Annotated in this window: 19 protein-coding genes; 13 read left to right on the top strand and 6 right to left on the bottom strand. The window is 49.1% G+C overall.

The window, feature by feature from the left end:
* Positions 1-147 precede the first annotated feature (147 nt).
* On the top strand, positions 148-363 hold the full coding sequence (locus ACOSVP_RS18175) for a VF530 family protein (protein ID WP_487348899.1): 216 nt from the start codon (positions 148-150) through the stop codon (positions 361-363).
* A 148-nt stretch (positions 364-511) separates the two neighbouring features.
* Here ACOSVP_RS18175 and ACOSVP_RS18180 read toward each other — a convergent pair whose 3' ends face one another.
* Together ACOSVP_RS18180 and ACOSVP_RS18185 are read right to left on the bottom strand one after the other, a co-directional pair.
* Entirely contained in the window at positions 512-2,290 is a 1,779-nt protein-coding gene (locus ACOSVP_RS18180; RefSeq protein ID WP_487348900.1) for a Na/Pi cotransporter family protein, read from the bottom strand.
* 264 nt (positions 2,291-2,554) lie between these two features.
* The gene (locus ACOSVP_RS18185) at positions 2,555-3,316 is read right to left on the bottom strand and encodes a glucose 1-dehydrogenase (protein WP_487348901.1); all 762 of its coding nucleotides are present in this window, start codon (positions 3,314-3,316) and stop codon (positions 2,555-2,557) included.
* A 141-nt stretch (positions 3,317-3,457) separates the two neighbouring features.
* Between ACOSVP_RS18185 and ACOSVP_RS18190 the strand changes: the two genes are divergently transcribed.
* The gene (locus ACOSVP_RS18190; RefSeq protein WP_487348902.1) at positions 3,458-4,345 is read left to right on the top strand and encodes a LysR family transcriptional regulator; all 888 of its coding nucleotides are present in this window, start codon (positions 3,458-3,460) and stop codon (positions 4,343-4,345) included.
* 58 nt (positions 4,346-4,403) lie between these two features.
* On the opposite strand, the gene ACOSVP_RS18195 is transcribed toward ACOSVP_RS18190, so the two are convergent.
* On the bottom strand, positions 4,404-5,621 hold the full coding sequence (locus ACOSVP_RS18195) for a BCCT family transporter (RefSeq protein ID WP_487348903.1): 1,218 nt from the start codon (positions 5,619-5,621) through the stop codon (positions 4,404-4,406).
* 1,020 nt (positions 5,622-6,641) lie between these two features.
* Between ACOSVP_RS18195 and mqo the strand changes: the two genes are divergently transcribed.
* Positions 6,642-8,279 carry a malate dehydrogenase (quinone) gene (gene mqo, locus ACOSVP_RS18200; RefSeq protein ID WP_487348904.1) on the top strand — a complete coding sequence of 546 codons (1,638 nt, stop codon included), beginning with the start codon at positions 6,642-6,644 and terminating at the stop codon, positions 8,277-8,279.
* A 151-nt stretch (positions 8,280-8,430) separates the two neighbouring features.
* On the opposite strand, the gene ACOSVP_RS18205 is transcribed toward mqo, so the two are convergent.
* Positions 8,431-11,229 (bottom strand): bifunctional aconitate hydratase 2/2-methylisocitrate dehydratase, encoded by a 2,799-nt coding sequence (locus ACOSVP_RS18205; RefSeq protein WP_487348905.1) that lies wholly within the window; start codon positions 11,227-11,229, stop codon positions 8,431-8,433.
* Between the two features lie 211 nt (positions 11,230-11,440).
* Positions 11,441-12,658, bottom strand: coding sequence for a ribose-phosphate diphosphokinase (locus tag ACOSVP_RS18210; RefSeq protein ID WP_487348906.1), 1,218 nt, complete (start codon positions 12,656-12,658; stop codon positions 11,441-11,443).
* Positions 12,659-12,993: 335 nt separating this feature from the next.
* On the opposite strand from ACOSVP_RS18210, the gene ACOSVP_RS18215 reads away from it, so the two are divergent.
* The 3 genes from ACOSVP_RS18215 to ACOSVP_RS18225 all read left to right on the top strand — a co-directional run bounded on the left by ACOSVP_RS18215 (position 12,994) and on the right by ACOSVP_RS18225 (position 16,063).
* Positions 12,994-13,554, top strand: a complete 561-nt coding sequence (locus ACOSVP_RS18215; RefSeq protein WP_487348907.1) for a hypothetical protein — start codon at positions 12,994-12,996, stop codon at positions 13,552-13,554.
* Between the two features lie 196 nt (positions 13,555-13,750).
* Positions 13,751-15,760, top strand: coding sequence for a PAS domain-containing protein (locus ACOSVP_RS18220; protein WP_487348908.1), 2,010 nt, complete (start codon positions 13,751-13,753; stop codon positions 15,758-15,760).
* Between the two features lie 57 nt (positions 15,761-15,817).
* The gene (locus tag ACOSVP_RS18225; RefSeq protein WP_487348909.1) at positions 15,818-16,063 is read left to right on the top strand and encodes a DUF6868 family protein; all 246 of its coding nucleotides are present in this window, start codon (positions 15,818-15,820) and stop codon (positions 16,061-16,063) included.
* An 18-nt stretch (positions 16,064-16,081) separates the two neighbouring features.
* Here the strand turns inward: ACOSVP_RS18225 and ACOSVP_RS18230 are convergent, their stop codons facing one another.
* Positions 16,082-17,443: a formimidoylglutamate deiminase gene (locus ACOSVP_RS18230; RefSeq protein ID WP_487348910.1), complete on the bottom strand. Its 1,362-nt coding sequence runs from the start codon at positions 17,441-17,443 to the stop codon at positions 16,082-16,084.
* A 114-nt stretch (positions 17,444-17,557) separates the two neighbouring features.
* Here ACOSVP_RS18230 and hutC point away from each other — a divergent pair, with 114 nt between their 5' ends.
* From hutC to ACOSVP_RS18265, 7 genes are all read left to right on the top strand, one after another.
* Complete coding sequence (hutC, locus tag ACOSVP_RS18235) at positions 17,558-18,313, top strand: histidine utilization transcriptional repressor HutC (RefSeq protein ID WP_487348911.1); 756 nt, start codon at positions 17,558-17,560, stop codon at positions 18,311-18,313.
* Between the two features lie 145 nt (positions 18,314-18,458).
* Positions 18,459-20,138: a urocanate hydratase gene (gene hutU / locus ACOSVP_RS18240; protein WP_487348912.1), complete on the top strand. Its 1,680-nt coding sequence runs from the start codon at positions 18,459-18,461 to the stop codon at positions 20,136-20,138.
* 21 nt (positions 20,139-20,159) lie between these two features.
* Positions 20,160-21,698, top strand: coding sequence for a histidine ammonia-lyase (gene hutH, locus ACOSVP_RS18245; protein ID WP_487348913.1), 1,539 nt, complete (start codon positions 20,160-20,162; stop codon positions 21,696-21,698).
* Positions 21,699-21,712: 14 nt separating this feature from the next.
* Positions 21,713-22,939: an imidazolonepropionase gene (gene hutI, locus ACOSVP_RS18250; RefSeq protein ID WP_487348914.1), complete on the top strand. Its 1,227-nt coding sequence runs from the start codon at positions 21,713-21,715 to the stop codon at positions 22,937-22,939.
* Positions 22,939-23,727 carry an N-formylglutamate deformylase gene (gene hutG / locus ACOSVP_RS18255; RefSeq protein ID WP_487348915.1) on the top strand — a complete coding sequence of 263 codons (789 nt, stop codon included), beginning with the start codon at positions 22,939-22,941 and terminating at the stop codon, positions 23,725-23,727. The genes hutI and hutG overlap by 1 nt, the downstream gene beginning before the upstream one ends.
* Before the next feature lie 28 nt (positions 23,728-23,755).
* Positions 23,756-24,262 carry a GNAT family N-acetyltransferase gene (locus ACOSVP_RS18260; RefSeq protein ID WP_487348916.1) on the top strand — a complete coding sequence of 169 codons (507 nt, stop codon included), beginning with the start codon at positions 23,756-23,758 and terminating at the stop codon, positions 24,260-24,262.
* A gap of 73 nt (positions 24,263-24,335) precedes the next feature.
* Positions 24,336-25,004, top strand: coding sequence for an SDR family oxidoreductase (locus ACOSVP_RS18265; protein WP_487348917.1), 669 nt, complete (start codon positions 24,336-24,338; stop codon positions 25,002-25,004).
* Positions 25,005-25,034 lie beyond the last annotated feature (30 nt).

The raw sequence follows: 25,034 nt of genomic DNA on the forward strand, positions 1-25,034 counted from the left end.
CTGTAAAGATCATCAGATAGTGTCGAACCATATCGGCGTAGAAGGGATCTGACCCCTGCACATCCAAAACTCCCCCACAGAACCCCAATCTCAACCCCGCCCCAAAAACCTGCTAAACTGCCTCCCTCCCCAAATCAGGAATCCCCAATGAACCAACCTAATAACCCATTGCACGGTCTGTCATTAGAAAAGGTGCTAACGCGCTTAGTCGAGCACTACGGCTGGAATGGTCTTTACGATCGCATTCGCGTGAACTGTTTTGCCAGCGACCCTTCGATCAAGTCGGCTTTGAAGTTTTTGCGTAAGACTCAGTGGGCCAGAGATAAGGTGGAAGCGCTGTATATTGAAACCTTTAGTAGCTAACACGTATCTAGCAGAAAAGGGGTCAGATCCCTTATTCGTAGCGATTCGCTGATAGTGGCCAAGAATTCCGGTGTAGAAGGGATCTGACCCCTTAGACTATGATAGTCACCAGCATATCGACGTAGAAGGGATCTGACCCCTGATAAGCTCACCCCTCGGCCAGTTGCATTTTGGCAATACGCTCGGTCATGGCGTAGATATTCTTCAAAATATGCCCCCATTCCATTTCATAGCGGAACACGCGCAGACGGTTAGGTTGGTCATCGGACAAATGCAGCGCCTGATGGGCGAGCACCGCATCGAGCAGGGTGTACAGTTCTTGTTTCGCTTCCACTGCTCGACGCGCTAGCTCTGGGTCATTACGACGAATACCATTAACACAGTCTAATAAGAGTCCATTGACCATGCTTTGAATGGTGTCCAAGGTCTGGCGCATGGTGGCACTCACTGTAAGTTGGTCATTGAGCGCTTTATTGGATAAGGGCAACAGGCCATGGATGATCAAGTCGGCGATGTTTTCCAAGTGATCGGTCATGCCGACCAAGGTGATCTGCTTTGTACTTTGCTCCGCTGATAGCGGGCCGCGGCGCAGTTTTCCTAAATGGACCAAGATGGCGACGTGTAGCTGATCCACTTCTTCTTCGATGGCTTCAATATCTCTAAAGGTGGCACGAACTTGAGCCAGTTGTGCTGGTGTTTTGGCGTTGGGTGCCAACGGCGGCAGCTGGGATAGCATGCGACAGACACGGCGGCCAAGGCGCGCCACTTCTAATTGGGTTTGTTCAAGGGCAATGTCTGGGGTCGCCAGAAAATCGTCATTGATATATTGAGGCGTGATGGGCGTTGCGGCTTTTTTGTCGCTTGGTTCCGGCGGGATCAATTTGCGCACGGCCCAGACAAACGCCCCAGCAAATGGCAACATAATCACTGTGTTGAGTACGTTAAACAGGGTGTTAGCGTTGGCAATTTGACGCGGGATTTCTGCGGCGAGACGCTCAATGCCGTCAAGCTCTGGGTGTGTTGGAGAAATGGCAATGCTTCCTTGTCCTAAATAGCTAATCAGCGGCAACCAGATAATCACCCCGATCACGTTAAACAACACGTGTACGGTTGAGGTTTGCAGCGCCTCACGGCCTTTACCAATAGAGGCCAAGATCGCTGTCACGCAGGTACCGATATTGGCGCCCATAGCGAGAGCAATACCGGTTTCCAACGGAATAAAACCTTGAGCAGCCATCACAATCACAATCCCCGTGGTGGCGGAGGACGATTGCACCAGAGCAGTAAAGAGGGCGGATATCAGGATAGCTAACAAGGCATTGTCCATATGAGCCATCAGATTGATAAAAGGCTCATAACTGCGCAGCGGTGCCATGGCGTCACTCATCAGATTCATGCCAAGGAAGATTAAGCCAAGGCCAAAAATCATATTGCCGTATTGTTTTACGCTTTCTTTTTTCGAGGCAAAAAACATCATAAAGCCCACCCCGACCATGCCAAGGGCCGCTTGGGTGACTTTAAAGGCGATGATCTGCGCGGTCACCGTGGTACCAATATTGGCGCCCATGATGACGCCAATGGCTTGCGGCAAGGTCATTAAACCCGCGGAAATAAAGCCGACCACCAGTACTGTGGTAACAGAAGAGGATTGAATCACGGCGGTCAGTCCAGCGCCGCTGAGCATGCCGCTGAAGCGGTTGGTGGTGAGTTTCGCTAATAGGTTTTTGACCTTGGTGCCGGCCACTCGTTTTAGGGCATCGGACATGGTTTCCATACCGAATAAGAAGATCGCCAGGCCACCTAACAGCCCTACCGACATGGAAACAAAAGCAATCTCATCACTGGCATCGGCTGCCAATAAGGGAAGCGAGAGCAGCAGTAACGCTGGTAAGACGAGCCAGTGCGGGCGTCGGAATCCTTGAAGCATAGAAGTGTCCGTTTGTGTTTTTAGTTAAGTGGGCTATTAGTAAAAGCGCTTAAGAATAATCACAAAATGACAGTTTGGAAATGACGTAAGTTAGGACAAAAAATCGGAAGTATAAAATAAGCCACCTAGTTAATAGTCACTGGTTGCTCTCGACTAAGCTGAGTGGTTGCAGTCAGAATAACAGGCATAAAAAAACGCAGAGCTGTATAACAGATCTGCGTTTTGGAGATCACTTTAACGCGATCGTAAGTGAGTGCAGTTAACTTAGTTTGCTGTAAAAGCACCGTCTACTGCGATGGCTGCGCCTACGACAAAGCTTGCGCCTTCGCTTGAGAGCCACATGACCGCTTGAGCGATTTCGTCAGCGGTACCAAGACGACCAATGGCTTGCAGTTTCATGAATTCGTCCATGGCTTCTTTTTGCTCTTCCAGCATTTTCGATACCATTGGTGTATTGATGGTGCCAGGGCAGACGGCATTAACGCGAATACCTTGTGCGGCATAGTCCATTGCAGCGCTTTTGGTTAAGCCTAGTACACCGTGTTTTGAGCCATAGTAAATACCCAGTGCTTTACCGCCGACTAATCCGCCAACGGATGCACAGTTTACGATGGAGCCACTGCCTTGCTTACGCATCTGTGCTAGCTCGTGACGCATGCAAGACCAAACACCATCTAGATTTACTCCCATGACGCGGCGGTAATCTTCTGGCTGTTGATCAGCCATCTCTGCTGGTGGTGGCTGAATGCCAGCATTGTTGTAAGCCATATCTAGCTTGCCATATTTGGCGACTGTTGCGGCAACCATTTCTGCAACTTGGTCATCTTTAGCGACGTCACACACAAAAGGGTAAGCTTCGTAGCCTGCCGCTTGGATATCTGCCGCCAGCTTAAGCAGTGCTGGTTCGTTAATGTCTGATACGACAACGGCAGCGCCGGCTTTTGCATAAGCCCATGCCGATGCTTCACCCATACCAGAGCTTGCTCCCGTTACCAGTGCTACTTTGCCGCTAAAATCATAACTCACGTTTATGGGTTATCTCCTCATCTTATGGACTCTATGGAAGGATTACTTGGTTCCACATTTATTGTTGAGCAGCATTGTAGTCAGAGATAATTATTTAATGTAGTTTCATAAACTGCATTCAGTATTTCGAAATTTATAACAATGAGTAAGCATTATCTTGATGATTTATCCGTCTTTGTTCTGGTGGGCAAAGAGGGTAACTTTACCCGCGCGGCAGCGAAACTAGGGGTATCTACGTCTTCGGTCAGTAACACTATACGTGCTTTAGAGCAGCGCTTGGGCGTGCGTTTATTGACTCGTACGACGCGGAGCGTGACGCGAACCGAAGCGGGTGAAAGGCTGATGCAGTCGGTCGCTCCGTTATTGGATAAGATCGATCATGAAGTATCAGTGGTTGGCGAGTTGCGCGACAAACCGTCTGGGACCGTGCGTATTACTTCGGATGAGCTGGCGGCTAAGGAAGTGTTGTGGCCGAAGCTGTTTCCAGTTACTCAAGCTTATCCAGATATTACCCTTGAGATTGTGATCGACTATGGTTTAAAGGATATTGTTGCGGAACGTTTCGACGCGGGAGTGCGCACGGGAGGCATTATCGATGCGGATATGATTGCTATGCCAATCGGCCCAAAAATGCGCATGGTCACGGTCGCATCGCCAAGTTATATCGCAGCGCATGGCGCGCCTAAGCATCCGGATGAGTTAATGAAGCACCGCTGCATTAACTTGCGTCTTGCGACTCATGGTGGGCTTTATCCTTGGGAGTTTACTGAAGATGGGCAAGATTTCCATGTACGCGTCAAAGGACCATTGATTTTTAACAGTGTCTATCAAATCTTAGACGCGGCGTTAGCAGGCGCCGGTTACGCACAACTACCGGATAATCAGATTGAGCCGTATCTTAAGAACGGGGCGCTCGTTGAAGTCCTCAAAGAGTGGTCAGAACCATTTGAAGGATTTCATCTGTATTACCCTAGCCGTCATCAACCGACGGCGGCTTTTCGTAAGATTATTGAAGCCTTGCGACTATAAACGCTGGCGTCAGAGGAAATGAGATTTTCCTCTGACGCTCCTTCAAAACTCACTTGTCTTATCGAGCCAGTTCAACTGGTTCGTACTCGAAAGTCCCTTCTTCCGATGGAGCAGAGATGCTCGCTACCTCGGCACGTTTTTTCAGCATGATGTAACCAAAGCAGCTGAAGTACAGACCGATCACCAGTGCGCCAACCCACTCGATTTTTAGGAAGTCGAGCTGGAACAGCAGCGTTAGGCCGCACATCACCACCAAGTTACCGACTAGGTAAGGTACCAAGCCAAAGCGCTCCACGGTTAGGTTAAGGTTGTCGGTGTACAGGCGAATTAGTGAGTCCAATGAGTTCACTACCATCAGAATGCCGACGATGATCATTAAGCCATTGACGAAACCTGCGATCTGCAAACCTTCAACATGGTAGTGGTACAGGATAGTGAACCACACGCCGATGGCGATTGATGGGAATACCACCATGGCTAGTAGTAGTTGCCAAGTACGGATGCCACTGACAAAACGTGCTGTAAACTGGCCGATCATGATGCTCCAAGAGAACCACCAGAATAGGTAGAAGGCATGGTAGTCATTCAAAGGCAGCATAAAGTGGTAGATGTTGGTGAAGTACTCGCCGATTAGACCCGCATTATTAACAAAGTCTGCTGGGCTACCGTTGTCCATCATATAAGCGCGGAACCACATAACGCCGATCAAGGCGATAAATAACACGCTTGAGCCAAGGCTTAGCAGGCGTAGCAGTTTCATACTGCTGCTTGAGTAGACCGCTAGAGCAATCGATGCTAAGACGATCAAGTAGAAGGCTGGTACCACTGATTCGCCATCACCAATTTGTGGTAGATACCAAGGTAGGTTGATCAGTAGTAGGCAAGCGGTAAAGGCACAGGTGCCGATGATAACGATATTGTTGATCAGTTTGACCAAAGGGATTTCAAAGAATTTAACGCGTGGTTCGATGATGCAGAAGTAGAAACAGGTGAGGAAGTAGAAGCCCCAGATTAAGAATGCCCAGTAGCCAAATTCGATCGCGAGGGGATTGGCAAAACTGTATTCAGGGCTCTCGACTAAGTTAGCGTAGCTACCAAACTCGGTCAGTGGAAACATGATCAAACCAACATCTAAGCCAGAGGTGAACAGTATCGCGATAAAGGTCAGGGTACTGACTGGGGTGACCCCGACGCATTTCACATTCCACCACTTAAACAAAATCACTGCGATGGCAATGAACGAGAAAATCAGGCCGGACGATAACAGGATATTCATAGCGCCACCCCTTGCTTGATGTGTTCAGCGCGTTGTGCGTGTCTTTCACTTTCCGTCAATCGGTTGGCTGCTAAACAACTGACAACAGTAATGCGTTCATAAGGTATGGTTTGCATCGAATGTCTCCTGGTGTGTTCCTGACTTAAAATGGTGCATTTAAGTTCTGCATTGCAGCTCTGAATTCAAACTAACAAGGTCGGAAATCCACGCTTGTTGCTCGCAATCCTATGCACGTCTTTAGGTCTTCTTTTTGTGATATTTATTTTTAATTAAACGTTTAATTAAGAAAAACCCTAAAAGAACTGTGGAAATATTTCAATAATATTAAGGAGAGTAGGTTGCACAGTATGACCACGGGGATTGGCTGTGCGAGGGCGATTAAAGTTGCTGTAGCACGCCTGAAAAATTGCTTCCATAGAGAGCTTGATCGCGCTGGTGAAAGTAGGAGGTTCTGCGCGTAAATAAATATTTTTTATCGCTTTTTTAGCAAAGTTAGCGTCTAAAGAGGAATCTAGAAGTACGTCTTAAATCCGTCGCTTTGACGCACAGGGGGAGGATCAAAACACGAGCTTGAGCTCGGTCATGGTTAGGTTGATTTTTATTTGAGGTGTCGCTTATGGATAATTGAATGGTCGCTTTATGTCTTGTTTTACGGTCCTTTTCGCGATTTTTTGCGCCTACATCTTTCTATAGCAAGGGGGATTTAGTGGTCTCTTGCAGTGTTAAGGCGTCCTAAACGACGTTCGCAATGAATGGATTTTGTCCTAAAATAGCTCGAAAATGTGCACTGCGACATAACTTACAAAACCCATAAAAACGCTCTAAACCTTTCCTATTTACCAAAGATTTTCTGTGATCTGACGCAGTGATAATTTAGCGCTGTTTTAGGGCAGGCAACACTAAATTGGTGCAAACCTTAAGGTGCTATCTGGCCTAAGTCCCCATTATTTGTTCGCGTTGGATGCGGGCTTTTCTCGCGGCTGTCTCCCTCGCAGACTCACAATCACAGAGCCAATCACTATGACGAAAATTAAACTGGCATTACTTACTGTCGTGGTAAGTGTTGCTAACGTGCTGACGCCAGCACAAGCCAAAGACGAACAAGTAGATGTCCTACTGATCGGCGGCGGCATCATGAGCGCGACCCTAGGTACCTATCTACAAGAGCTAGAGCCAAACTGGTCGATGACCATGGTGGAGCGTCTGGACGGTGTTGCAAAAGAAAGCTCGAATGGCTGGAATAACGCTGGTACCGGTCACTCTGCATTGATGGAGCTGAACTACACACCGGAAATGCCGGATGGCAGCATCAACGTAGAAAAAGCAGTTAAAGTAAACGAAGCGTTCCAAATTAGCCGCCAGTTCTGGGCTTACCAAGTGAACAATGACGTGATGCATGATCCAGAATCCTTCATCCGTACTGTGAATCACATGAGCTTTGTGTGGGGCGATAAGAACGTCAACTTCCTACGTAAGCGTTACGCGGAACTGCAAAAGAACACCTTGTTCCAAAGCATGGATTACAGTGAAGACCCAGCGCAAATCGCTGAATGGGCGCCTCTGTTGATCGAAGGTCGTGACCCAAGCCAGCCAGTGGCGGCAACGCACTCAGTGCTAGGTACGGACGTGAACTACGGTGAGATCACGCGTCAGCTAGTGTCTAACCTAACCACAAAAGATAACTTTGAATTGCAATTGAACAGCGAAGTCCGTGCGCTTAAGCAAAACGCTGATAAGAGCTGGACAGTGACGGTGGCTGACCTAGCTAACGGTGAAAAAGAGCATACCATCGATGCTAAGTTTGTCTTTATCGGTGCTGGTGGTGCGTCGCTGAAACTGCTGCAAGCATCAGGCATTCCTGAGGGCGATGTCTACGGTGGTTTCCCAGTGGGCGGTCAGTTCCTAATCACGGAGAACCCAGATGTAGTGAAACAGCACGTCAACAAGTCTTACGGCCAAGCAGAAGTGGGTGCGCCACCGATGTCGGTACCGCACTTGGATGCACGTCGTATCGACGGTAAAGAAGTACTGCTATTTGGTCCATTTGCTACCTTCTCAACCAAGTTCCTTAAAAACGGTTCCCTATGGGATCTACTAGGCGCAACCACGACTGATAACGTAGTGCCTATGATGGAAGTAGGTCTAGATAACTTCAACTTGGTTCAGTACCTCATTCAACAAGTGATGTTGACCGATGACGATCGCTTCGCAGAGTTGCAAAAATACTACCCAACAGCGAAGAAAGAAGACTGGAAACTGTGGACCGCTGGTCAACGTGTTCAGATCATCAAGAACGATCCTGAAAAAGGCGGCCGTCTTCAGTTCGGTACTGAAGTGGTGTCTTCCGCTGACTCAAGCCTAGCGGCGCTATTGGGCGCGTCACCAGGTGCGTCAACAGCGGCACCCATCATGTTAAACGTGATGGAAAAAGTCTTTGCGGACAAGGTTGCTGGTGAGTGGAATGCTAAGTTAAAAGAGATCATTCCGTCCTATGGTACTAAGCTAAACGGCAACGTTGAAGCAACGCACCAAGAGCTGACTTACACCAGTGAGACCTTGAAACTGCATCTGCCACAGGCACCGAAAACCGAAGCGCCAGCGGGTGATGAATCAGTAACCCTGCCTGAACAAGAAGACATCGCCAGCATCGAACTTTAAGCGTTACTAGAACTTCACACGAAAAAACGAAAGCCCCGCTCAGTGAAAACTGAGCGGGGCTTTTTTGTGGATCAACTAAGCAACAAAAAAGCCCTGACTCATTGAGTCAGGGCTTTTTGATTTAGCTCGCGCTGTTCTAAGTAGACTTAGATTAGGCTACTGGCGTGATCGCGATGTCGCCGCCTTTAACGCTCAAGTCTTGGCTTGGTGGCGCGAAAGACGTTAGGTTGATACCTGCAACAGCTTCTTTGTACTCTTCTAGAGTAGGGAAGCGGCCAAGGATACAAGCTAGCACTACCATAGGTGTTGAACCTAGTAGAGATTCACCTTTCTTCTCAGCAGTGTCTTCTACGACACGGCCTTGGAATAGACGAGTAGAAGTCGCTAGTACAGTGTCACCAGGAGCAGCTTTCTCTTGGTTACCCATACATAGGTTACATCCTGGACGCTCTAGGTACATGATGTTTTCGTACTTAGTACGCGCCGCTTGTTTAGGGTTCGCATCATCGAATTCGAAGCCAGCGTATTTCTCTAGCAATGCCCAGTCGCCTTCAGCTTTCAGCTCATCAACGATGTTGTACGTTGGTGGCGCAACCACTAGTGGTGCTTTGAAAGTGATCGGACCTTTTTGCTCTAGGTTACGTAGCATTGCAGCGATGATTTGCATGTCACCTTTGTGAACCATACAAGAACCTACGAAGCCTAGGTCAACTGGACGACCATCGTAGTAAGACGCTGGACGGATGACGTCGTGCGTGTAACGCTTAGATACGTCTTCGTTGTTAACGTCTGGGTCAGCAATCATTGGCTCATCGATGGCGTCTAGGTCAACAACCACTTCTGCGTAGTACTTAGCGTTGTCATCTGGAGCAAGCGCTGGTGCTTCGCCAGATTTCACTTCGGCGATACGCTTGTCAGCAAGATCGATTAGACCTTGAAGCATTTTCGCTTCGTTATCCATGCCTTTGTTGATCATGATCTGGATGCGAGACTTAGCAAGCTCTAGAGACGCGATCAAGGTTTCATCAGTCGAGATACAGATAGAAGCTTTCGCTTTCATTTCTGCTGTCCAGTCTGTGAAGGTGAAGGCTTGGTCAGCAAGTAGTGTACCGATTTGTACTTCGATAACACGGCCTTGGAATACGTTTTCGCCTTGGAACTGCTTCAACATCTGCGCTTGTGTCGCGTGTACGATGTCACGGAAGTCCATATGTGGCTTCATTTGGCCTTTGAAGGTTACTTTAACCGATTCAGGGATTGGCATTTCTGCTTCACCTGTTGCTAGAGCAACGGCAACCGTACCAGAGTCAGCACCGAACGCTACACCCTTAGACATACGAGTGTGAGAGTCACCACCGATGATGATCGCACGATCGTCAACTGTGATGTCGTTCAATACTTTGTGGATTACGTCAGTCATTGGCGCATAAACACCTTTAGGATCACGAGCTGTGATAACACCAAAGTTGTTCATGAAAGACATTAGCTTAGGAATGTTCGCCTGAGCTTTTTTGTCCCATACAGACGCTGTGTGACAGCCAGACTGGTAAGCACCGTCAACGCTGGTTGCGATAACAGAAGCCGCCATTGACTCAAGTTCTTGGCAAGTCATTGGACCAGTGGTGTCTTGAGAACCAACGATGTTAACTTTTACGCGAACGTCAGAACCTGTGTGCAGAGGCGTTTTAGACTTAACGCCTACCGCGTTACGGTTAAAGATTTTCTCTACTGCAGTTAGGCCTTGGCCTTCGATAGAGATCTCTTTGTTTTGTGCGTAAACAGCAGGCGCTTCGATGCCTAATGTTTCAGCCGCGAACGTTTGTAGTTTCTTACCGAAGGTTACCGCGTAAGAACCACCCGCTTTCATGAATTCCACTTTTTGTGGTGTGAAAGCAGAAGATACGTCAACAAGCTCTTGGTCACCGTTGTAAAGCTTCTTAGCTTTAGTATCGATAGTCAGAACTGTACCTGTGGCAACAGAGTACGCTTCTTCTAGAACTGGATCGCCGTTTTCGTCACGAACCACGTTACCGTTTGCGTCAGTTTTCTTAACCCAGTTTTTCAGGTCAAGACCGATACCGCCCGTTACGCCAACCGTTGTTAGGAAGATCGGAGCGATACCATTGGTACCTGCAACCACTGGACGGTTGTTAACGAATGGGATGTATGGAGAAGTTTTTTCACCGGCCCAAAGTGCAACGTTGTTAACACCAGACATACGTGAAGAACCTACACCCATTGTGCCTTTCTCAGCGATTAGCATCACTTTAGCGTTCGGGTGTTTTTTGCCTAGCTCAACGATGTCTTTTTGAGCTTCTGGGCTGATCATGCATAGGCCGTGTAGTTCACGGTCAGCACGAGAGTGTGACTGGTTACCAGGAGATAGCAAGTCAGTAGAGATGTCACCCTCTGCTGCAACGTAAGTAACTACGTCGATTTTCTCTGGAATGTCAGCCAGTTTAGTGAAAAATTCTGCTTTCGCGTAGCTTTCTAGAACGTCTTTTGCAATGGCGTTGCCAGCTTTGTAAGCAGCAGATAGACGGTCGTAGTCAGCGTCGTATAGGAATACTTGAGACTTAAGTACTTCACCTGCCGCCGCCGCTTGCGCGTGCTCAGATAGGGCAACGTCTAGTAGTGCCGCTACAGATGGGCCACCTTTCATGTGCGAAAGTTGCTCTAGAGCGAACTCTGGAGAAATCTCTGCAACCACTTCGTTGCCAAGCACGATGTCTTTTAGGAAAGCTGATTTTACAACGGCTGCTGGTGTTGTACCTGGCAGAGTGTTGTAGATGAAGAAGTTCAAAGAATCTGCACGGTGTTCGTTCGCTGTATCTTTGATCTGCTCAATGATCTCAGCTAGTAGCTCAGCACCGTCGATTGGTTTTGGGGCAAGGCCCAAATCTTTTTTACGAACTTCAATTTCTTGTAGGTATTCTGAATAGTAACTCATAGCGCCCCAATTCTCTCTCAAATCCAGTTTTGGTTGATAACAAGATATTAAAAACTAGCGAACAGCTCAACGGAAACCCTTCATGAGCCACTAATATTCGCCATCATCAAAATAAATAAACCGCCTTGTCGTTGCATAAATTGCCTGAGATAAAAGCAGCTTATAAATCAAATACAAAAAAGCCCGTCTAGGACGGGCTTCTGAAATCTACTTAACCTTTCTTGTTCAGCTCGATTAGCTCATCGCTGTACCAGATCTTGCGTTTAAAACGTGGGTTTTTAGACGACATATCGATCTTGTAAGGGTTTTGTTCTTCGCTTTGCGGTAGGCCAAGGATCTTGCCTAGCTCTTGTGCTAGCCATTTCTCAACTTTCAATACCACCATTTTCTTACGTAGACGGCCTTGCTCGTCACGGTTAAGGATGGTTGGCAGGGTGTTCAGCGTTAGGATTTCACCCAGTGCAGGATGAGCCATACGCTCACGACCTTCGTTGCTAGCGTAGAAGTGAGATACCGCAAACACCATGCGCGCTGGGTTGATCTGCTTCAAGAACTGACAAGACTGCACCACAGTTGATCCGGTACGTACCATGTCATCGAACAGGACGATGCTGGCACCGTCTAGACCTTCAAAGGTGTGCTCGCTTTCTTTGTGTAGCGTGATCTCCACTTTGCGCTCAGCGGTACGTTCTTTGTCTAGCATGATGAACTTCGCTTTGGTCAAACCAAGCGTGTTGTACATCTGCTTAACAAAGTCACGGGCACCTTTATCTGGCGCACACAATACTAGACCTTCTCCGTCTTCGCCGTAGCTTAGAATGTTGGAGTTCAGTAGGTAGTGAGCGTAGATTTCGTAAGGAATCAGGTTGTAGAAATCGCCGTCAAACACTTCAGTAAAGATCGCTTGTACCGAATCAGAATGGTTGTGGATCGTCATAACCGTATCCACACCAGACATCTTCAGCATTTGTGCGTAAAGCTTGGCGGTGAACGGTTGGCCATCAAATTTCTTGATATCTTTGATGTCACGCTCGAAGCTGGTTTTGCCTAGATCTTTGCTTGGACCACGGTCTTGCGCGCTGTAGAACAAGTCTGGCTCGACTAGAATAACGCGCTCAGCGCCGTTCTCTTTTGCCGCACGGGCCATAATAAAGTTCGCCATAGCAAGTTCTTGGCGGCTTTGTACATGGCTGGTCGTACTGACGATGACAACAGATTTGCCTTTTAGCTTACGGCCAATGTTTTCGTAATCGGCTTCATCAGAGATAAAGCGCGGACAAAACTCAGAGTTCATGAAGTGCTTCATGCTGATGATATCAGCGATGTCTTCATGCTGGCCCATCGCATACGCGACATCAATGGCAAAAGGGTTGTCAGAAGAGTTACTAACAATAACGACGTTGGATGACTGGCTGGTCGACAAAGTCATGGACGATCCTTAACTAGGGGAACTGGTTTTTCCGGTATTTTAACACGTCTAGGTTAAGAAAATCCTCACAAGACGCGACGTCTGTTCATAGATTTTAGTAGGGGGGTTAAGCAGTTTTAATATGCTCGCTCTACTAATTCCATTTTCACAAGCGGTAGCGGAAAACTTTGTCGCCCTAAATACCCCTAGCGTGAGCCTGCACAATGGCGTGTTTTAGTCAGTATTTCGCTAGCGAACGCTATGCTTAGAGTAAAAGTGTGATGGTTCGTGGACTGGCCATTTTTGCAGTAATAGCATGAGGCTCTGAACGAAATATTTTGAAAGAGAGTCGTCCTATGAAGCGTCTTCGAGCTGTAATGCAAATGGCTATTCCCTGTGCACTATTGTGGTGTGCGGGGCCAGCTCTGGCATCCGATGCCCCTCGATACCACAACACTCTGCAGGACATCATCGAGCAAACGGTGGTGGATGTGGTGGAGATCAAGATCCGCGATGCGCAGAATGAAATCAAAGTACGTATCGGCTCGGGTGACCGTGATTATGATCGTCAGCGAGACTATCACGACCGATCATACCGAGATCGCCCTGAGCATTATCATCGTCATGAGCATTTATCTTATGATGCCCGCCGTGCACTGAAGCGCTTAGACGCCGAGCATGAGCGAGCTGTGCGCCGTCTTGAAGCCGAATTGGAACACAGGCTGCGCGAAGCGGAGCATGACTTCAGACACGATGCTCGATATGCTCATAATGGCAAGAAAGTCGCCTATCATCGTAAAAAGTTAAGCAAAGAAGTGGATAAGGCCTACCACCAATTTAATCGAAACCTTGCCAAGGAAGTGGATCACTTTGATGAGCAGCGTGATCGCATTCTGTCGAGAAGGTGGGGCGCTTAATCACGCAGTTGCTGATTTTAACGAGTTTGTCTTAACCATGGTTATGGATTTGCTGCAGGCTTAAGTGTCTCTCGCGGGTGGAACTTTTATACTTATTTGCTAGCATTTTAAAAAATGCAATGGCTCGCTTGCAGTGTTTTTCACATCACAGTAAGTGATTGGCGATCAAGAATAAAAAAGCCCGGACCAAATTCATATGAATGAGAAGCTTGCCTGCGAGAATGGTTTTGAAACAGTGTTTCGAGACTCGAAAGATGGTCTAGCCATATTTAAAGGCGATATCTTTGTCGATTGCAATCAATCCATGTTGGAATTGGTGGGCGCCACCTGCAAAGAGCAATTTATTGGCAATACGCCCGATCAATTCTCTCCCAAATGGCAGCCCGATGGCCGAACCTCGTACGAGAAAAGCATCGACATGATCCAGAGGTGCTACGACCTAGGGAGTGTTCGCTTTGAATGGGTGCATAAAAAGCTTAATGGTGAAGACTTTTGGGTCGAAGTTATCCTCACCAAGATGGTGCTAAATGGCGAAGTGGTGTTACACACCAACTGGCGCGATATTTCAGAGCAGAAAGCCCTACAGCTTGAGATCGCTAGACAAAAAGAAACCTTTGAAACCTTATTTAATGAGTCCGAAGATGGACTCTGCCTGCTCACGACTAAACATTACCTTGATTGCAATAAAGCCTTTTGCAGTTTATTTGCTGCATCTAGAAAAGATGAGATTATCGGCATTACCCCCATTGATTTGTCCCCTGAATTTCAACCGGATGGCCGCGCTTCAGCTGAGAAGGCCGTCGAGATCATTGATACCGCCTTTAATGAAGGAACCATCCGTTTTGAGTGGGTGCATCGAAGACTAGACGGCACTGAGTTTTGGGCAGACATCATCTTGTTCAAAATAACAGTGAATGATGTGGAAGTTCTCTATGCGATTACTCGTGATATTACTGAGAAGAAAGCGCTACAGCTTGAAATCGCTGCGCAAAAGGAAACTCTTGAAACCTTATTCCATGAATCCAAAGATGGGCTCAGCATTATTGCCGACGGTGTCTTTTACGATTGTAATAACGCCTTTTTGAAATTGTTTGGTTATGCCAATAAAGAAGAAGTGATTGGCTTAGATCCGCTACGGGTTTCTGCAGATATTCAAGAGGGCGGTGTGCCTAAAACCGTCGCAGTTGAGTCTCGAATGAGCCGCGCTTTTGCCGAAGGCTCCATCATGTTCGAATGGCTGCATCTTAGAAAAGATGGTAGCGAGTTTTGGGGCGAAGTGATCTTAACGAAGATTACCCTGAATAAGAAAGAAGTACTCTATGGCATCACCCGAGATATTTCGCTCAGAAAGCAGCTGGAAAGTGAAATCTTTGAACGAAACGCTGAACTAAAATCCACTAACAGCAACCTCAAAGACACCATTCGTCACCTTAAGCAGACGCAAGACAAACTTGTCGAATCTGAAAAAATGGCGAGCCTTGGTTCATTGGTGGCAGGCGTTGCCCATGAAATTAATACGCCTGTTGGGGTAGGGCTGACGGGCGTCTCGCAACTGTTGGACGAATTCAACGAGATCAGTAAGTGCTACAGCGATGGTAAATTGACAGAAGCAGACTTTGAAAACTTCATTAGTAGTGCTAAAGAGATCTCCTCCATTGTACAAAAGAATTTAGAGCGCACCGCACATTTAGTGCGCAGCTTTAAGCAGGTGGCGGTCGACCAAACCAGTGAAGAAGACCGAGAGGTGAACCTTAAAGATTACTTTGAGGAAGTTAGCTACAGTCTCGCTTCGGTACTGCGCAGCGCTAGGGCACAGGTCACCATTGACTGCCCAGAGCATTTCTTTGTGCTGACCAATCCCGGCTTGCTGTCGCAAGTACTGACCAACTTGATTGTAAACTCGGTCAAGCATGGCTTTGCCGAGCGTGATACAGGACATATTAGGATTCAGGTATCCGAATTAAGTGAGACGGAATTTGTGCTTGTTTACAAAGATGATGGCAAAGGCATCAGTGCGAGTAACCTACCGAAAATATTTGATCCATTCTTCACCACACAACGGGGCACGGGCGGCACCGGACTTGGCTTAAATATTACCTATAATATAGTGACCAATGCTTTAAGGGGCTCAATTGTCTGCCACAGTGAAGAAGGCAAAGGCGTGGAGTTTGTCATTCATTTCCATGTTTCTGCACGCCTTTCATAAGCTCTGATAAGAGGACATGTTTCTATAGCGTAACGCTAGCAATAAGAGGGCTAGAGTATGTTTGAAATGGATCAAATTAGCGCGCTTCTAGGCTGGTGTGTGGTGATCAATATCGCCTTATTAAGTGTCACCGCACTTATCATTTTGCTGTTTAAAGAGCCGATCGCCAGTCTTCACAGTCGCTTGTTTCACATTGAAAGAGCTGAACTAGAGAAGCTCTATTTTAACTGGCTCGGCCATTACAAACTGATCAATATCATCTTCTTTTTAGTGCCCTATATTGCGTTAAAGATCATTGCTTAGCACTGCCAACAGGAGTGGTTACATCATGCTTTGGCGCATGAGTTCGGCAAACGCTGTATTGATCTCTTGCTCTAGAGCGTGATGACCGTTTTCGATCACCTGCTGGCCTGCCACGTAGATGTCTTTGATCGGATTGAGGCTTAAACCAAACAGCCAGCGGTTGATTAAATCCTCTGTTTGACTTGCGTGAATAAAGGGGTCACTGCTGTCCCACACCATCCAGTCGGCACGACAGCCTTTAGCCAGACCAAACCGTACGCCGCAGGCTTGATTGCCCCCTTGTAAGGCCTTGCTAAAAAGGTGATCGCCGATGCGCGGCTGCTGTGCACTATAGAGTCGATTGCGTTTGTTCTGCTTAAGTCGCTGGCCGTACTCAAACCAACGCAACTCTTCTTGTAAGGAGGTGCTGACATGACTGTCGGTACCTATGCCCCAGATACCGCCTGCCTGTTCATAAGTTACCGCTGGAAACAGCCCATCGCCTAAATTGGCTTCAGTGGTGGTGCAGATCCCGACACAAGCACCGGACTTAGCAATAGCTTGAATCTCTTCGTCTGCTAAATGGGTGGCGTGAATCAGGGTCCAATGGTGATCGACAGGGCATTTGTCCAATAACCATTGCACCGGACGTTTACCCGAGTAGGCGAGGCAATCGTCGACTTCTTTAAGCTGCTCAGCAATATGGATATGTACTGGCTGATCGCGATGTAAACTCGCCATCACCTGTTTGATGGCGTCAAAATCAGTGGCGCGTAGGGAGTGAAAACAGAGTCCTAATTGATGCAGCGGGTAGGCTTTGAGCAGGGCTTGATAGGCATGGTGCTGTTCAATATAGGCCTGCGTCGATTGTACAAAACGCTGTTGGCCGGCATTCGGAGCTTGTTGGCCAAAGCCTGAGTATTGGTATAAAGCTGGCAATAGGGTGACACCCATACCGACACTTTGGCCGGCCTTTAAGATGGCTTCGCCTAGCTCTGTGCTTTGAGAGTAGGGCGTGCCATCTGGCTGATGATGGACATAGTGAAACTCGCCCACTTGGCTAAAGCCGCCTTTTAGCAGTTCGATGTAAAGCTTGCTGGCAATAACTTGTAGGGCATCGGGCGTCAGTTCGCTGGCAGTTTTGTACATCAGCTCGCGCCAGCTCCAAAAACTGTCCTCTGGATTAAGAGCGATTTCCGCCTTGCCTGCCATCAATCGTTGAAATGCATGGGAATGCAGGTTCGCTACCGTGGGCAGAATTGGGCCGTCCAGTATCACATCTGCCTGCGTGGCATCGGTACCTATTTCAATCTGGCTAAAGTGGCCGTCTGCCACGGTCAGTAAAACATTGTCTGCCCAGCCGGATTGCAAATAAGCCCAAGGAGCAAAGTAACGCGTCATATCTAAGTTGCCTTTTTTATTACTAGTCTAACATGTATATACAAGCTAATGTTTTTAAATACAAGCAACAAGGGTATACTTTCATTTTCCTAAAACGCTCACCAAGGAACCGCTGTGACCGATTCGACTTCAACTTTGCTGGACAATTTCTTTGCCGATCTACCGGATGCACCGGCGCCGATTTATGCGCGTTTGAAGCAAGCCATTGCCCACAAGGTCGCCTCCGGTCAATGGCAAGCCAACCAGCGCGTGCCGTCCGAAGCGGAATGGGTCAAAGCCTTAAACGTCAGTCGTATGACGGTCAATCGGGCGTTACGTGAACTGACCGCGGAAGGGGTGCTGACTCGCCAGCAGGGCTTAGGCACCTTTGTCGCCCAGAAAAAAGCCCATTCGGCCCTGTTTGAAGTGCACAATATTGCCGAGGAAGTCGCCTCTCGTGGCGGCGTTTATCGCGCGGAACAATTACAGCTGGTACGCGGTAAAGCCAGCGTGGAAGAGGCCGTCAACCTTGGCGTACGCACCAATCATGAGATTTTTCGCTCAGTGATTTTGCACTTTGAAAACGACCTGCCGATCCAGTTGGAAGAGCGAACCGTCAATGCCGAATTGGCCCCCGCTTACGCCGAGCAAGATTTTACGCGCCAAACGCCTTATGTCTACCTGATGCAAGCTGCGCCCATGACTGAAGGGGAGCATTTGGTGGAAGCCGTGTTACCCAATGTCCGCGAATGTGAGCTGCTGCAAGTGACTGCCAATGAACCCTGCTTGCAGATCAAACGTCGCACTTGGTCGGGGGCGAAGATCGTCACCGCAGCCCGTTTGCTGCACCCAGGCAGTCGTTTCCAATTGTTTGGCCACTTCAGCCGTTAACCACATCGGCTAAGCAATATTCCATAGCGATCTAAAAAATCCTTGCATCGGCGAGCGATCCCTTCTATTTTCTAAAAATAGCTTGTATATACATGTTTATAAAATAACGTCACCCATGAGACGATGAAAATAAGAAGGTATGACCATGACAGACAATCGCTATCGCCAAGGTGAAATCCGTGCCCCACGAGGCACTACCCTTAACGCCAAAAGCTGGCTAACCGAAGCACCTTTGCGCATGTTGATGAATAACCTCGACCCAGAGGTGGCAGAGAACCCCGAAGAATTGGTGGTGTACGGCGGTATTGGTCGTGCTGCGCGCAACTGGGAGTGCTATGACCAGATCGTTACTAGCCTGAAAAATCTGGAAGCCGACGAAACCTTGTTGGTGCAATCGGGCAAGCCAGTAGGCGTCTTTAAAACCCATAGCAATGCACCACGCGTGTTGATTGCTAACTCTAATCTGGTACCCCACTGGGCCACTTGGGAGCATTTCAATGAGTTGGATGCCAAGGGTTTAGCCATGTACGGTCAGATGACCGCAGGCTCGTGGATTTACATCGGCAGCCAAGGGATAGTGCAGGGCACTTATGAGACTTTTGTTGAAGCGGGTCGTCAGCATTATGACGGTGATTTAACGGGGCGTTGGATCTTAACCGCCGGTCTGGGCGGTATGGGCGGTGCACAGCCGTTGGCCGCGACCCTCGCGGGGGCCTGTTCACTGACTATTGAATGTCAGCAAAGTCGCATCGATTTTCGCTTACGTACGCGTTATGTGGACGAGCAAGCGACCGATATCGACGATGCCTTAGCGCGCATTAAACGCTATACCTCTGAGGGCAAGGCCATCTCCATAGCCTTGTGTGGCAATGCGGCCGACATCTTACCTGAGCTAGTCAAACGGGGCGTGCGCCCAGATATGGTCACCGACCAAACCTCCGCCCACGATCCTCTGAACGGTTATTTACCTCAAGGCATGCACTGGCAAGAATACAAAACGGCCGCGCAGCAAGACCCCGCAGGTACCACCAAAGCCGCTAAGCAAAGCATGGCGGTGCATGTTCGCGCCATGTTGGATTTCCAAAAAATGGGCGTGCCGACCTTTGATTACGGTAACAACATTCGTCAAATGGCCTTGGAAGAGGGCGTCGAGCACGCCTTTGATTTCCCTGGCTTTGTACCCGCTTACATTCGTCCTCTGTTCTGTCGCGGCATAGGCCCGTTCCGTTGGGCGGCGTTATCCGGTGATCCTGAAGATATCTACAAAACCGACGCCAAGGTGAAAGAGTTGATCCCTGATGATGAGCACTTACACCACTGGCTGGATATGGCCCGCGAGCGTATTCAGTTCCAAGGTCTGCCGGCACGTATCTGTTGGGTCGGCCTTGGTCAGCGCGCCAAACTGGGTCTAGCCTTTAATGAAATGGTACGTTCGGGTGAACTGTCTGCCCCTGTGGTGATTGGTCGTGACCATCTGGACTCAGGCTCGGTGGCAAGTCCAAACCGTGAAACCGAAGGCATGCGTGATGGCTCGGATGCGGTGTCCGATTGGCCGTTATTGAACGCCTTACTTAATACCGCCTCCGGCGCGACCTGGGTGTCGCTCCACCATGGCGGCGGTGTCGGTATGGGCTTTTCGCAACACGCCGGCGTAGTGATTGTCTGTGACGGTACGGATGAAGCCGCTGAGCGCATTGCTCGCGTATTACACAATGACCCCGCCACAGGGGTCATGCGTCATGCGGACGCGGGTTATGACATTGCCATTGAATGTGCCAAAGAGCAGGGCTTACAACTGCCGATGATTACTACAGCGACCAAATAAATGACGGACGAGAAGCAACCTATGTTTGAACTAACCTTACAACCTGGCCAATTAACCCTAGCCCAGTTACGTCAAATCAGTCGCCGTCATGTGCAACTCAGTCTTGACCCTGCGGCGATTCCTGCGATTGAAGCCAGCACTCAAGTGGTCAACGATGTGATCCGCGAAGATCGTACCGTCTATGGCATTAATACCGGTTTTGGTCTATTGGCCAATACCCGTATTGCGCCCGAGGACTTGGAAGAACTGCAGCGCAGCATTGTGCTTTCTCATGCGGCCGGCATTGGCGAGTTGATGGACGATGCTACCGTAAAGATGGTGATGACGCTGAAGGTCAACAGCTTGGCGCGGGGCTTTTCCGGCATTCGTTTGTCGGTAATCGAAGCACTGATCACCTTAATCAATAAAGAGGTTTACCCTTGCATTCCTAAGAAAGGCTCGGTCGGTGCCTCGGGGGATTTGGCTCCCTTGGCGCATATGAGTGCCTTGCTCTTGGGGGAAGGCAAAGCCCGTTATCAAGGGGAAATTCTGTCGGGTAAAGCGGCCCTTGCGGTGGCGGGGCTGGAGCCGATTACCTTGGCGCCCAAAGAAGGCTTGGCACTATTAAACGGCACCCAAGCGTCCACGGCCTTTGCCCTAGAAGGCTTATTTGAAGCAGAAGACCTATTTGCCAGCGCTATTACTTGTGGGGCGTTTTCGGTGGAGGCGGCGCTCGGCAGTCGCCGTCCGTTTGATGAACGTATCCATCTGGTGCGCGGTCATCAAACGCAAATCGATGTGGCGGCGGCTTATCGTCATTTATTAGACGAGACCAGCGAGATTGGTAGCTCCCATGTGGGTTGTGAAAAGGTACAAGACCCGTACTCTTTGCGCTGTCAGCCACAAGTGATGGGCGCTTGCTTGGAACAAATCCGTAATGCCGCCAACACCTTGGTAGTAGAAGCCAATTCCGTGTCTGATAACCCACTGGTGTTTGCTGAAGATGGCGACATTATTTCTGGCGGTAACTTCCACGCTGAGCCAGTGGCCATGGCAGCGGATAATTTAGCCTTGGCGATTGCGGAAATCGGCAGTTTGTCCGAGCGTCGTATGGCGCTTTTGATCGACAGCAGCTTAAGCAAATTGCCACCGTTTTTGGTGGACAATGGCGGCGTCAACTCGGGCTTTATGATTGCTCAAGTCACGGCGGCGGCGCTCGCCAGTGAAAACAAAACCTTTGCTCACCCAGCCTCGGTGGACAGCTTACCAACTTCCGCGAACCAAGAAGATCATGTGTCCATGGCGACTTTCGCGGCGCGTCGTTTGCGCGATATGGCGGAAAACACCCGTGGCATTTTGGCGGTGGAGATCTTGGCCGCAGCGCAAGGCTTGGATTTTAGAGCACCACTGAAAACTACGCCGATCTTGGAACAAGCCAAAGCGGAACTGCGCTCCCATGTGCCGTTTTATGATAAGGATCGTTACTTTGCCGCGGACATTGAGAAGGCGAGCGATCTGCTTAAGAGTGCGGCGCATAATGGCTTAATGCCAATAGGTTTGCTGCCAAGCTTTAGTCATTAAGGGGAGGGATAAGTATGGCAGATCCTACGATAGCTCAGGATTGGGACAGCCTTTGGCTTGGGGTCAATATAGCGACCATGGTCCATGGGCGCTACCAACTGCTTGAGCAAGGCGCGATTGCGGTGAAAAATGGCCATATTGCTTGGCTAGGGACGGCGGCGGATCTGCCTGAGCATTCTGCGACACATACCTATCAGTTGGAAGGTGGTCTGATTACCCCAGGTTTAGTGGATTGTCATACTCATTTGGTGTTTGCTGGCAACCGTGCCAATGAATTTGAAATGCGCCTTAATGGCGCTAGCTATCAAGAGATCGCTCAGGCGGGCGGCGGTATTATGTCGTCCGTTCACGCGACCCGTGCTGCCAGTGTCGAGCAACTGTTGGCAAGTGCCGAACCTCGTTTAAAAAGCCTGATGGACGACGGTGTTACCACCTTAGAAATCAAATCCGGTTATGGCTTATCGACCAGCAGTGAAATGGCCATGTTGCAAGCGGCGCGAGCCTTATTAGACCGGCATCCAGTAGACATTAAAACCACCTGTTTGGCGGCCCATGCGCTGCCGCCTGAGTTCGCCGATCGGGCCGATGATTACATTGATTATCTCTGCGACGAGTTATTACCTAAGGTAGCGCAATTGGGGTTAGCCGATGCGGTGGATGCCTTTTGCGAAGGCATTGGTTTTTCGGTGGCGCAAACCGAACGTTATTTCAAAGCGGCTAAGGTGCTCGGTTTACCGGTGAAATTGCACGCGGAACAGCTGTCCGCGTTGGGTGGCTCTGCGATGGCGGCCAGCTATCAAGCGCTGTCGGCCGATCATTTGGAATATGTTACGGAAGACGATGTCAAAGCTATGGCCGAAGCGGGGACCGTGGCGGTGATCTTGCCGGGGGCCTTCTATGTGTTGCGCGAAAAACAGCAGCCTCCGATCGAGCTGTTTCGCAAACATAGGGTGCCCATGGCCATTGCCACCGATGCCAATCCTGGTACGGCGCCCATCTTGTCGCTACGCTTAATGATGAATATGGCTTGTACGCTGTTTGCCATGACGCCAGAGGAAGCTTTAGCAGGCGTTACTCTAAACGGTGCCAAAGCGTTGGGTATGGCCGATCAAGTGGGCTCATTAGAAGTCGGCAAAAAAGCCAACTTTGTCCACTGGAATGTGTCCACGCCCGCAGAGCTTAGCTACTGGATCGGCGGACACTTGCTACAACAGCGAATCTATAACGGGGAGATAACCTAATGACAGTACCCGCGTTTCAGTTCTTTCAAGGTGACTCGCCGCTGCTGGTGAGTATGCCCCATTCAGGGCTACATTTGACCGATGAAGTGGCGGCTGGGTTAACCGATGACGGGAAGCGCTTACCGGATACGGATTGGTTTATTCCGGACTTGTATCTCGGCTTAGCCGAGCGCAAGGTCAGTTGCATCGCGGCCAACTACTCGCGCTATGTGATCGACCTGAATCGTCCCTATGACGATAAGCCCTTGTATCAAACCAAGACCACCGGCTTATTTCCGCAGGTGCTATTTACCGAAGCACCGCTGTTTAAAGCGGGCAAAACGCCCACTGCTGAGCATCGCCAGTGGTGCAAAGACAACATCTGGACACCTTATCACAGCACTATTGAGCAAGAACTTGCGCGCCTAAAAGCCAAGTTTGGCTTCGCCATTTTATTTGATGCCCACTCCATTCCAGCTCAAGTGCCCATGTTATTTGACGGCACCTTACCGGACTTTAATTGGGGAACTAACGATGGCAACGCCTGTGCGCCAGCATTACTGGAGGCCGTCAGTCAGGTGATCGACAGCCGCTACAGTCAAATTAGCAATGGGCGCTTTAAAGGGGGTTATATAACGCGTCACTTTGGTCAGCCAGCGCAGGGCATTCACGCCATTCAACTGGAATTGTCGCAAGCGACTTATTTGGATAGCGAGCGTGCTGACTATCAACTCGATCAGCAAAAACTGCCATGGGTTCGTGCCCAGTTACAGCAAGTGATGGATGCGGTATTGTCGCTGTCTTTCTAAGTTCAACATAGCTTGAAAGGAACATACTTTGAAAATTAGCATTCGAGCAGAACAGTCTCAGGACCAGCAAAGTATCCATGATGTCACTCGAGCCGCGTTTCTAAATGCGCCGCATACCGATCACACCGAGCAATTTATTGTCAAAGCTTTGCGTGATGCTGGCGCATTAACGGTTTCTTTGGTCGCTGAAGAAGAAGGCAAAATCATTGGCCATGTGGCGCTGTCGCCAGTTGCTATTTCCGATGGCGCTAAGGATTGGTACGGCCTAGGTCCTATCTCCGTATTACCAGAAAAACAGGGGCTGGGGATTGGCTCGAAACTGATGCAGGCGGCGATTGATCAGCTCAAAGCCCTCAATGCCAACGGCTGTGTCTTGCTTGGTGATCCAAGTTTCTACAGCCGCTTTGGCTTTAAAGTCTATTCTGGCTTGGTGCTTGCCGAGGTACCGCCGGAGTATTTCCAAGCCTTATTGCTGCAAGGGAGTCTGCCACAGGGGAGTGTGACTTATCACGAGGCCTTTACCGCACAGCGTTAGCCTGTTACCACCTTGATCTTGCCGTGTTTGTCCCCAACTATCTAACATACACTCACCAACAATGAGCATTCTTATGTCCGCTAAAAATGTTGTTATTACTGGGGCAAGCCGTGGTATTGGCTTGTCATTTGCCAAACTTTATCAAGCCCGTGGTTATCATGTTTACGCCGCCTGTCGCCGTGCCAGCGCTGAGCTAAAAGCCTTGGGCGTTACTGTGATTGATGATGTGGATGTGACAAAAGATTCAGGTATCGAGCGTTTGGCTAACGCGGTTGAAGGTATCAGCATTGATCTGCTGATTAATAATGCCGGTATCCTGCGCGATGAAAAACTCGGGGCGATTGATAAAGACTCCATTCGCAGTCAATTTGAAACCAACGCTTTAGCGCCCTTAGCCGTGACCGAAGCCCTGATGCATAACTTCAGTGTCAACGCCAAGCTTGCCTTGATTACCAGCCGCATGGGCTCAGTGACCGACAACACCAGCGGTGGTCGTTATGGCTATCGTATGTCCAAGTCAGCACTAAACATTGCTGGTATGTCTCTTTCCCATGATTTAAAACCTCGCGGTGTGGCGGTAGCGATTTTGCACCCAGGTCTAGTGGGTACGGAAATGATTGGTGGCTACGGCGATATCACACCGGACCAGGCGGCTGAGCGCCTAGCTCAGCGAATTGAGGAACTAAATCTAGACAACACTGGCACCTTTTGGCATTCCAATGGTGAAGTGTTACCTTGGTAACAATACGCCAGATATATAAGGGGTCAGATC

The organism is Marinomonas sp. HM11-D (genome assembly GCF_057626615.1).